This window comes from uncultured Comamonas sp. (assembly GCF_964277875.1).
GTDB lineage: Bacteria > Pseudomonadota > Gammaproteobacteria > Burkholderiales > Burkholderiaceae_C > Comamonas > Comamonas sediminis.
The window spans coordinates 1-9,879 of the sequence record NZ_CAXYJV010000017.1; the positions used below are offsets into that span (position 1 = coordinate 1).

The following is a 9,879-nucleotide window of genomic DNA, read 5'->3' on the forward strand; positions in this document are numbered from 1 at the left end:
ACAACAGCGAGAGGCTGCACACATCGCTGAAAATGCAAACGCCCGATGCAGTGCACCGGGCATCATTGGCCGGATTGCTCCGGTATGTTCAACCGTCCAAACTGTCAACCTAATTTAGGACGGGTCACTGTGGGGATGGGGGCGCCGGGGGCTTGCTACACACCCAGCGGCAAATCCGCATGCTTGAGGGTGCGCAGCACAAAGCTCGACTGGCTGTGGCGTATGCCTTTGATCTTGTAGAGCTTCTCGCGCAGCAGGCGCTCATAGTCGCGGGTGTCCTTGACGACAACGCGCAGCAGGTAATCGTACTCGCCGGAGACCAGATGCGCCTCCACCACCTCCGGAATAGTGGCCAGCAACTCCCCAAATTTCTCCAGCGTGTTGTCGCTGTGGCTGTCGAGCGTGACCATCACCAGCACCGTATCGCCCAGCCCCAGCGCCTGCGGCGACAGCCGCACCGAATAGCCCTGGATGACCCCGGCCTCTTCCATCTTCTTGATGCGGCCCCAGCACGGTGACGCGCTCAGGCCCACTGCCTGGCCAATCTCCTGCAGGCTGGCGCGGCTGTTGTGTTGCAGCTGGCGCAGAATTTTGCGGTCTAGCGTGTCAAGAAGCATGATTTTCTGCCAGAGTGTTAAATATGGAATATTTTTCTATATTAATGGGTTAATAACAGAAAAACAAAATATTTTTTGCGATGCAAACCCGCATACTTTCTGCATCGAAACACTTTTACCGAAGCCTCTTTCTGGCAGAGCCTGCTTACCGGCAGCCCCTCTCTCCATCAGCCCCCAGGCGGTTACCGCTGCCATGGGGGCTGTTGCATTGCGCCGCCGCCTCCCTCTTTATGTAACAAAACTATTGCATTTGTGCCTCCGCTCCTGTGCATGCCCTGGACCTGCGCCATGGCATAGTGGCGCCCTGGAACAACGACAACAGACCGCCCGCCATGCGTTGAAGAGTTGGGAAATCAGCGCGTGCGAATGGTCAATAAGCAGCTATGTTTAAGCGACTCAACGAACTGTCTGAAAGCCATGGCGCCCTGCGTGCTGGTAAAGGCATGGTGGCCGGCGTCATTGCACTGATCCTGGCCGCCCTGTGCTTTTTGGGCGTGCTGGCTTTTCATTTTCCGCAGTACCTGACCACGCCCGAGCTGCGCCGCAGCTACAACGTCGATGTCATGCGCCAGCTGCTGTTTTGGAGCATGGTGATCGCAGGCGGCCTGTCCGTGGCCCTGATGGTGCTCGGCCGGGTGCGCTGGCTGGCGGCATCCGCCTTTGGCCTGGTGCTGCTGTCGGCGCTGCTCGGTGGCCACAAGGTGCCCGTCGGCAGCTTCGCCACCGATACGCCCTATATCGGTCTGGATTGGTTCATCCTCGATCTGCTGGGCAGCGCGCTGATTTTCATCTTTATCGAGAAGCTGTTTGCGTTGCGCAAGGACCAGCCCGTCTTCCGCCCCGAATGGCAAACCGATTTCCACCACTTTCTGGTCAACCACATGGTGGTGGGCTTTGTGCTGCTGGCCACCAACCTGATGGTGCACCAGTTCTTCGGCTGGGCGGCCAATGACGGCATCCGGGGCTGGGTGGCCAACCTGAACTTCTGGGTCGCGCTGTTCCTGATCATCCTGGTGGCCGATCTGGTGCAGTACTGGACGCACCGCGCCTACCATGAAGTGCCGTTGCTGTGGCGCATCCACGCGGTGCACCACAGCGTCAAGAGCATGGACTGGCTGGCCGGCTCGCGCCAGCACATTCTGGAGCTGCTGATCACCCGCACCCTGGTGCTCGCTCCGATCTACGTGCTGGGATTCAGCAAGGAAGTGATCGATGCCTATATCATCATCGTCGGCTTCCAGGCGGTCTTCAACCACGCCAACGTCAGCGTGCGCCTGGGCCCGTTGCGCTATGTCATCGTCACGCCCAATTTCCACCACTGGCACCACAGCCAGGATGCCGAGGCGCTCGACAAGAACTACGCCGCGCATTTTGCATTTCTGGACTACCTGTTTGGCACCGCCGTCAAAAGCGACAAGCTCTGGCCCACCAACTATGGCGTGCTCGGTGACTATGTGCCCAATGGCTTTTTCAAGCAGCTGAAGTTTCCCTTCACCTGGAAAGGCTGAGCGCCGCTTGTGCCGCCGGGATGCCCGGCTCTATCGCTTTGATCAACCATGTCACTTCCTTCTGATTTTCGCGCCCAGGCGATGGTGCTGGCCGCCGGCCGGGGCGAGCGCATGCGCCCGCTGACCGACCATACGCCCAAGCCCCTGCTCCCCGTGCAGGGCAAGCCGCTGATGCAGTACAGCATGGAGCAGCTCGCCCACGCTGGCGTGCAGCGCCTGCTCATCAATACCGGCTGGCTGGGCCAACAGGTCGCCGATGCCTGGCCGGCAGCGCCCGCCCTGGCCCAGCTGGGCAGCGAGCAGCTGCAGATTGCCTATTCCCGCGAGGACCTGGATTTTGGCGGTGGCATCGAGACCAGCGGCGGCATCAGCCGCGCGCTGCCGGCGCTGGACGATGCCTTCTGGCTGGTCTCAGGCGATGTCTTCATCCCCGGCTTCCCGTTTGATGAAGCCCTGCGCCAGCGCTTTGCACAGAGCGATGACCTGGCCCATCTCTGGCTGGTGCCCAATGCACCGCACCACCCCCGGGGAGACTTTGTACTGACGGCCGAAGGCCGGGCCGAGAACCCGGCTGCGGACGACCCGCGCCCGCGCCTGACCTACTGCTCGGTCGCGCTGCTCAAAAGGGACTTGTTCCGCGCGCCCTACTGCGATATTCCAGCTGGCAATCCGCAGGGCACGAAGATGCCGCTGGTGCAGCAACTGCGTGCGGCAATGCAGGCTGGCCGCTGCAGCGCCAGCCGCTATGACGGCCACTGGGTAGATGTCGGCACGGTGGAGCGCCTGCAAATGCTCAACCCCTGAGCCGCAGGAGCAGCACCAGGGCCCAGGCCGGCCCTGACGCCACGCCCTGGCAGAGAGGTGGGGATTGCAGCCAGCCCACTACTCTGTCGACACGGTGACAGAGGCGGCGACATTGGCGAATGATCTTACTCGCCAACATGATTTATTTATCAATCACTTAGATATAAATCCACCAAGAAGGGCAAGGCCTGAACGTCCGACATCATAAAAACCCCAATACCGAATCACCCCGGCTTGCCCACAATGCAAGGCGCAAGCGGGCATCCGCAGGCGCCTATAAAACCATTCGGCACAGCCGGGGAGACAAGTCATGCAGATGAAAAAATTGGCCTGGGGTATGGGGTTGGCAATGGGCCTGGTGGCCGCAGGCCCCGTGTTGGCGCAGACGACGATGCGCATCAGCATCTCCGTGGCCCAGAACTCGCACCAGGGCGTGGCCATTGACACCTTTGCCAAAGAGGTTGAGCAGCGCACCGGCGGCCGCTACAAGATCCAGACTTTCTACAACGGCGCGCTGGGCGGCGAGCGCGAATCGATCGAAGCAGTGCAATTGGGCACGCAGGAGCTGGCCTTCAGCTCCAGCGGCCCGGTGCCCAACTTTGTGCCCGAGACCAAGATCCTCGATGTGCCCTTTCTGTTCCGCGACAAGGCCCATGCGCGTGCGGTGCTCGATGGGCCCATCGGCAACGAACTGCTGGCCAAGTTCGACAGCAAGGGCTTCAAGGCACTGGCCTGGGCGGAGAACGGCTTCCGCCACATGACCAATTCCAAGCGCGCGATCAACAGCCCCGATGACACCAAGGGCCTGAAGATGCGCACGATGGAGAACCCGGTGCACATCCAGGCCTACAAGGCCCTGGGCATCATCACCACGCCGATGGCCTTCCCCGAGGTGTTCACCGCACTGCAGCAGGGCACGGTCGATGGCCAGGAGAACCCACTGCCCGTCATCACCTCGGCCAAGTTTGACCAGGTGCAAAAACACCTGAGCCTCACCGGCCACGTCTACTCGCCCTGCATTCTGGTGATGAACAAGGCCGCGTACGACAAGCTCAGCGCTGACGACAAGACCGCGTTTGTGCAGGCCGCCCAGGCCGCCACCAAGGCCAACCGCGCCCGTGTGGACCTGGATGACACCAATGGCGTGGCCGAGCTGCGCGCCAAGGGCATGCAGGTGGTGGAGAACGTCGACAAGGCCAAGTTTGTAGCGACCTTGACGAAGACCAATGCCGACTTCGAGAAGCAGTTCGGCAAGGCCAACCTCGACCGCATCCGCAACTTCCAATAAGCGCTGCACCCGGAAAGCTGCCTGCAGCTTTCCATCGCAGCCCCCCCCTCGCCTCCCGCCTCACTGCTGACGCCCACCCGGCGCCAGCAGTTGCTGTGTCAACCCGCGCAAGGACGGTGGCGCCAGGCGGCTTTGCATGCGCCTGCCCACCCCTGTCACCATGAAAAACGCTTTTCTTGCTTTTGAGCGCTGGACATCAGGCATCGCCATGGCCGGCGCCTGCCTGATGCTGGCCATCGCATCCACACTGGGCATGTTCCAGATCATCACCCGTTTTGTGCTCGAAGAGCCCGCCGAATGGACGGAGGTACTGATCCGCTTCAGCCTGATCTGGATGGTGTTCCTCGCGATTCCGATGGCCTTCCGCCAAGGCGCGATGGTCAGCGTCGATGTACTCAAGCGCTGGGCACCGCCGGCGATGCGCCGCCTGCTCAGCGGCTTTGTCTGCATCGCCACGCTGGCGCTGCTGGCCGTGCTGATCTGGTGGGGCTGGGACTATGCCCGCCGTGGCGGCGTGCAGACGATGGCCGGGCTGGAATCGCTGTCCATGTTCTGGGCCTACCTGGCCGTCCCCGTGGGTGCACTGTTTGCGGTGTTTGGCGTCATCGGCAACCTGCTCGAACCCCAAAACACCGAACTGGAGAACGCGCAATGACCGCCGTGATGCTTTCCACGATGGTGCTGTGCTTTGCGCTCACCGTCTCTGTCGCCGTTTCCATCGGCCTGGCGTCGGTCCTGGGCATCCAGGCCAGCAATGCCAACATGCTCATCTCGGTCAAGGAGATGTTTGGTGCGATCAACAAATTTCCGCTCGCGGCCATTCCGTTTTTCATTCTGGCCGGCAACCTGATGGAGACCGGTGGCATCTCGCGCCGCCTGGTCGAGTTTGCCAAGAGCATTGTGGGCGGCGTCCAGGGCGGCCTGCCGATGACCTGCGTGCTGACCTGCATGATCTTTGCCGCCGTCTCCGGCTCCTCGGTGGCCACCACCTTTGCGATTGGCGCCATCTTGATTCCGGCGCTGATCAAGCATGGCTACCCCAAGAGCTATGCGGCCGCGCTGCAAGCGACCAGCGCCGAGCTGGGGGTCATCATTCCGCCGTCGATTCCGATGATTCTCTATGGCGTCAGCGCCGAGGTGTCGATTGGTGAGCTGTTCATTGCCGGCTTTGGCCCCGGGCTGTTGATCAGCGGGGCATTGATGTTCTTTGTCTGGGCCTATTGCAAGTACAAGGGCTGGGGCAAGAACGATGGCGAAGGCCGGCTGGGCTTTGGCAAGGCCTTCCTGCAGGCAGGCTGGGCACTGTTGATGCCGGTGATCATCCTGGGCGGCATTTACGGCGGTGTGTTCACCCCGACCGAGGCCTCGGCCGTGGCCGTGTTCTATGCACTGATCGTGGGCATGCTGATCTACCGCGAGATCCGGATCCGGGACCTGTATGCGATTCTCCGCAAATCGGCGATCTCCTCGTCGATCATCATGTTCATCATTGCCAATGCGGGTCTGTTCGCGTTCCTGATCACCCGCGCCGGTGTGCCCGATGCCATCGGCCACTGGCTGGAACAGGTGCTGCAGAGCCCGGCCATGTTCCTGCTGGGCGTGAACGCGGCGCTGTTCATCATCGGCATGTTCATCGAGACCAGCGCGGCGATCATCGTGCTGGCCCCGATCCTGGCGCCGGTGGCGATGCACTTTGGCATCGACCCGGTGCATTTCGGGCTGATCATGGTGGTGAACCTGGCGCTGGGCATGATCACACCGCCGTTTGGCGTCAACCTGTTTGCCGCCTGCACGGTGGCCCGCATATCGCTGGACCAGATCATCAAACACCTGCTGCCCTTTGTCGGGGTGATCTTGCTGTGCCTGATGGTGATCACCTATGTGCCGGGTATATCGCTGGGGCTGCGGGATCTGGTCTACCGCTGACCCGGTTTTCCCCGTTTGCATCGCTGAGCCACCGCCCGCCGGTGGCTTTTTTGCGTGTTGGCCAACCCTTTTGCGGGCGCAAGCGGCCAGTTGCCGCTAAAATCGCCGCAGTCAGGAGAGAGTCGCCCCCGTTGTACCCCAACGCGCAGCGCGGCCGCCGAAGGCGCAGGCTACTGCAGATGCAGCTGCTGAACGCTCAGGCAAAAGGACTGGCCCCGCCGCGCAGCTTAGGCCTGCCGGCGTTCCCAGCTGGAGAGAGGTGGCGCCTGGACGCCATCCACCGAAGGAGCAAGCCCCCAGGCCTCACAGCGGCGGGTGAATCTCTCAGGTAAAGCGGACAGCAGGGCAAACAGCATGCAACCGGCAACGGCTGCATGCCTTGATATTTGCCCTGGAGAGTCCATGTCCGCCAACGCATCCGCCCTGCTGTCCACCCCTTTGAACGCGCTGCACATCGCGCTCGGCGCCCGCATGGTGCCCTTTGCCGGCTATTCAATGCCCGTGCAGTACCCGCAGGGCCTGATGGCCGAACACAAGCACACCCGCACGGCAGCGGGCCTCTTTGATGTCTCCCACATGGGCCAGCTGCGCCTGGTCGGCCCCGACGCCGCAGCCGCCTTTGAAACCCTGGTGCCCGTCGATGTGGTCGACCTGGCCATTGGCAAGCAGCGCTACGGCCTGCTGCTCAATGACGACGGCGGCATTGTCGATGACCTGATGTTCTTCCGCGTCTCGGAGCAGGAGCTGTTCGTCATCGTCAATGGCGCCTGCAAGGTGGCCGATATTGCGCTGATCCGCGAACGCATCGGCCAGCGCTGCCAGGTGCTGCCGCTGCCTGACCAGGGCCTGCTGGCATTGCAAGGCCCCCAGGCCGCTACCGCGCTGGCCCGCCTGGCGCCTGGTGTCGACAAGCTGGTGTTCATGACCGGCGGCGATTTTGATGTTGACGGCATCGCCTGCTTCATCACCCGCAGCGGCTATACCGGCGAAGACGGCTTCGAGATTTCGGTGGCCGGCCACGAGGCCGAGGCGCTGGCACGCAAGCTGCTGGCCCAGCCCGAAGTGCAGCCCATTGGCCTGGGCGCGCGCAACTCGCTGCGCCTGGAAGCCGGTCTGTGCCTCTACGGCAGCGATCTCGATGCCGCCACCACCCCACCCGAAGCCGGCCTGAACTGGGCCATTCAGAAGGTGCGCCGCACCGGCGGCGCGCGCGCAGGCGGTTTTCCCGGTGCCCACAAGGTGCTCGCGCAGATCGACAATCCCGCCACCCTGACCCGCAAGCGGGTTGGCCTGGTGGCGCAAGAGCGCATTCCGGTGCGCGAGCAGGTCGAGATCCGCAACCTCGATGGCCAGGTCGTCGGCGTGACCACCAGCGGCCTGCTGGCCCCAACCATCGACAAGCCCATTGCGATGGCCTATGTCGAGCCAGCGCTGGCGGCCATCGGCACGCAGCTGCATGCGATGGTGCGCGGCAAAGCAGTGCCTGTCGAGGTGGTGGCCATGCCTTTTGTCCCTCCGCGCTATTTCCGCGGCTAAAGTAGCTGCTGGGTGCGGCTGTCCGCACCCGCCTGAGCACAATTCACGCCTACAAAACTGGAGTATTCCTATGACGATCAAGTTCTCCCGCGACCACGAATGGATCAACAGCGCCGACACCAATGCTGCCATCGTCGGCATCACCGTCCACGCGCAAGACGCGCTGGGCGACGTGGTGTTTGTCGATCTGCCTGAAGTGGGCGCCACGTTCAACCAGGGCGATGTCGCCGGTGTGGTGGAGTCTGTCAAGGCGGCCGCTGATGTCTTCATGCCTGTAACCGGCGAGATCGTCGAAGTCAACGAAGCATTGCGCAACGACCCGTCGCTGGCCAACTCCGACCCGCTCAACGCCGGCTGGTTCTTCAAGGTCAAGCTCAGCGATGTGGCCCAGCTTGACGCACTGCTGGACGAAACCGCCTACAACGACTTCGCCGCCAACGCCTGATGGCCCGGCCCTGCTGCTGGCCTGCCACGGAAGAGTTTGCAGGCCATCAGCAGGATTTTCAGGCCCAGGAGGCTCCGGCCTCCTCCCCTTTTTAGCTTTTCCCCGCTGCCAGCGCTCTTTGATACCGCGCCAGCCCCAACCCCTCCATTTACACCGATCCGGACCATGCTGATGCCCTCCAAAGAGCCCCTTGCCGCGCTGGAAAACGCCAGTGAATTCATCGCCCGCCACATTGGACCGGACCCCGCCGATGAGGCCCGGATGCTGGCAGCCCTGGACCTGCCCTCGCTCGATGCGCTGATCGACAAGGTGCTGCCCGCCTCCATCGTGCGCAGCAAGCCGATGGACCTGCCCGAGCCGGTGACCGAGGCGGCTGCGCTGGCCGAGCTCAAGGCCCTGGCCAGCAAGAACCAGGTGCTCAAGAGCTTCATCGGCCAGGGCTACTACGGCACCCTCACGCCCGGCGTGATTCTGCGCAACATCCTCGAGAACCCCGCCTGGTACACCGCCTACACGCCTTACCAGGCCGAAATCTCGCAAGGCCGCATGGAGGCGCTGGTCAACTTCCAGACCATGGTCTGCGACCTGACCGGCATGCCCATCGCCAACGCTTCGATGCTGGACGAAGCCACGGCCGCCGCCGAGGCCATGACCCTGGCCAAGCGCTCGGTCAAGTCCAAGAGCAACCGCATTGTGCTGGCAGGCGATCTCCATCCCCAGACCATTGAAGTCATCCAGACCCGCGCCCAGCCGCTGGGCCTGGAGGTGCTGGTGGCCAACAGCAAGGACGCATGGGAATCTGCGCTGGCGGGTGAACTGTTTGCCGCCGTTATCCAGTACCCGGCTTCGAGCGGCTGGATTGTCGACTGGAAGGCCGACGTCGATGCGATTCATGCCAAGCAGGCTGCCGCGATTGTGGCGACCGATCTGCTGGCGCTGACCCTGCTCACGCCCCCCGGCGAATGGGGTGCTGACATTGTCGTCGGCAACAGCCAGCGCTTTGGCATGCCGATGGGCGCTGGCGGCCCGCACGCCGCCTTCATGGCCTGCCGCGATGACTACAAGCGCTCCCTGCCAGGCCGCCTGGTCGGCGTCAGCGTCGATGTGCATGGCAACCCGGCCTACCGTCTGGCACTGCAGACGCGCGAGCAGCACATCCGCCGCGAAAAAGCCACCTCCAACATCTGCACCGCCCAGGTGCTGCCGGCCGTCATTGCCAGCATGTACGCGGTCTACCATGGCCCGGCCGGCCTCAAGCGCATTGCCCAGCGCGTGGCGCGCCTCACCGCCATTCTCAGCCGTGGCCTGACGCAGCTGGGCTTCGCGGCCCGCCACCATGACAGCGCTTTCGATACCTTGTCGCTGCACACCAAGGACGCCACCGACGCCATCCTGGCCCGTGCGCTGGACCAGGGCGTCAACCTGCGCAAGGCCTGGGACGAATACCTGTGCATCAGCCTGGACGAAACCTCCAGCCGCGCCGATGTGGAGCTGCTGTGGCGCATCTTCGCCCAACCCGGCCAGGCACTGCCCAACATCGAGGCCATGGACGAAGGCAGCACCTCGCTGATTCCCGAAGGCCTGCAGCGCAGCAGCGCCTACCTGACCCACCCGGTCTTCAACACCCACCATTCCGAAACCGCGATGCTGCGCTACATCCGCAGCCTGTCGGACAAGGACCTGGCCCTGTACCCAGATCTGGCCTTGCGCATGCGCCTGGTGGCCGATGTGCAAGGCCAGATCTGGGTACAGGGC

Annotated in this window: 9 protein-coding genes and 2 riboswitches; of the genes, 8 read left to right on the forward strand and 1 reads right to left on the reverse strand. The window is 63.0% G+C overall.

Features of this window, described 5'->3' with window-relative positions:
- Window positions 1-155: 155 nt before the first annotated feature.
- Complete coding sequence (locus ACHWUQ_RS06985; protein ID WP_043341700.1) at window positions 156-617, reverse strand: Lrp/AsnC family transcriptional regulator; 462 nt, start codon at window positions 615-617, stop codon at window positions 156-158.
- Window positions 618-1,000: 383 nt separating this feature from the next.
- Between ACHWUQ_RS06985 and ACHWUQ_RS06990 the strand changes: the two genes are divergently transcribed.
- The 8 genes from ACHWUQ_RS06990 to gcvPA form a co-directional block, all read left to right on the forward strand.
- On the forward strand, window positions 1,001-2,125 hold the full coding sequence (locus ACHWUQ_RS06990; RefSeq protein ID WP_239811664.1) for a sterol desaturase family protein: 1,125 nt from the start codon (window positions 1,001-1,003) through the stop codon (window positions 2,123-2,125).
- Window positions 2,126-2,173: 48 nt separating this feature from the next.
- On the forward strand, window positions 2,174-2,929 hold the full coding sequence (locus ACHWUQ_RS06995; RefSeq protein WP_394680707.1) for an NDP-sugar synthase: 756 nt from the start codon (window positions 2,174-2,176) through the stop codon (window positions 2,927-2,929).
- 310 nt (window positions 2,930-3,239) lie between these two features.
- Entirely contained in the window at window positions 3,240-4,217 is a 978-nt protein-coding gene (locus tag ACHWUQ_RS07000; protein ID WP_369458644.1) for a TRAP transporter substrate-binding protein, read from the forward strand.
- A 160-nt stretch (window positions 4,218-4,377) separates the two neighbouring features.
- On the forward strand, window positions 4,378-4,872 hold the full coding sequence (locus ACHWUQ_RS07005) for a TRAP transporter small permease (protein WP_239811661.1): 495 nt from the start codon (window positions 4,378-4,380) through the stop codon (window positions 4,870-4,872).
- Window positions 4,869-6,143 carry a TRAP transporter large permease gene (locus ACHWUQ_RS07010; protein ID WP_313330157.1) on the forward strand — a complete coding sequence of 425 codons (1,275 nt, stop codon included), beginning with the start codon at window positions 4,869-4,871 and terminating at the stop codon, window positions 6,141-6,143. The genes ACHWUQ_RS07005 and ACHWUQ_RS07010 overlap by 4 nt, the downstream gene beginning before the upstream one ends.
- A gap of 102 nt (window positions 6,144-6,245) precedes the next feature.
- Window positions 6,246-6,365: riboswitch (glycine riboswitch) on the forward strand.
- 17 nt (window positions 6,366-6,382) lie between these two features.
- A riboswitch (glycine riboswitch) is annotated at window positions 6,383-6,494 on the forward strand.
- 51 nt (window positions 6,495-6,545) lie between these two features.
- Window positions 6,546-7,679 (forward strand): glycine cleavage system aminomethyltransferase GcvT, encoded by a 1,134-nt coding sequence (gcvT, locus tag ACHWUQ_RS07015; RefSeq protein WP_394680708.1) that lies wholly within the window; start codon window positions 6,546-6,548, stop codon window positions 7,677-7,679.
- Window positions 7,680-7,749: 70 nt separating this feature from the next.
- Window positions 7,750-8,124: a glycine cleavage system protein GcvH gene (gene gcvH / locus ACHWUQ_RS07020; RefSeq protein ID WP_239811658.1), complete on the forward strand. Its 375-nt coding sequence runs from the start codon at window positions 7,750-7,752 to the stop codon at window positions 8,122-8,124.
- Between the two features lie 165 nt (window positions 8,125-8,289).
- Window positions 8,290-9,879, forward strand: a 1,590-nt coding sequence (gene gcvPA / locus ACHWUQ_RS07025) for an aminomethyl-transferring glycine dehydrogenase subunit GcvPA (protein WP_394680709.1), incomplete at its 3' end; no start/stop codon positions are given.

Bases quoted from the DNA above. Each gene is read 5' to 3' on its own strand.
- ACHWUQ_RS06990 (WP_239811664.1), top strand. From the start codon at position 1,001: ATGTTTAAGCGACTCAACGAACTGTCTGAAAGCCATGGCGCCCTGCGT.
- ACHWUQ_RS06995 (WP_394680707.1), top strand. From the start codon at position 2,174: ATGTCACTTCCTTCTGATTTTCGCGCCCAGGCGATGGTGCTGGCCGCC.
- ACHWUQ_RS07010 (WP_313330157.1), top strand. From the start codon at position 4,869: ATGACCGCCGTGATGCTTTCCACGATGGTGCTGTGCTTTGCGCTCACC.
- ACHWUQ_RS06985 (WP_043341700.1), bottom strand. From the start codon at position 617: ATGCTTCTTGACACGCTAGACCGCAAAATTCTGCGCCAGCTGCAACAC.
- ACHWUQ_RS07005 (WP_239811661.1), top strand. From the start codon at position 4,378: ATGAAAAACGCTTTTCTTGCTTTTGAGCGCTGGACATCAGGCATCGCC.
- gcvH (WP_239811658.1), top strand. From the start codon at position 7,750: ATGACGATCAAGTTCTCCCGCGACCACGAATGGATCAACAGCGCCGAC.
- ACHWUQ_RS07000 (WP_369458644.1), top strand. From the start codon at position 3,240: ATGCAGATGAAAAAATTGGCCTGGGGTATGGGGTTGGCAATGGGCCTG.
- gcvT (WP_394680708.1), top strand. From the start codon at position 6,546: ATGTCCGCCAACGCATCCGCCCTGCTGTCCACCCCTTTGAACGCGCTG.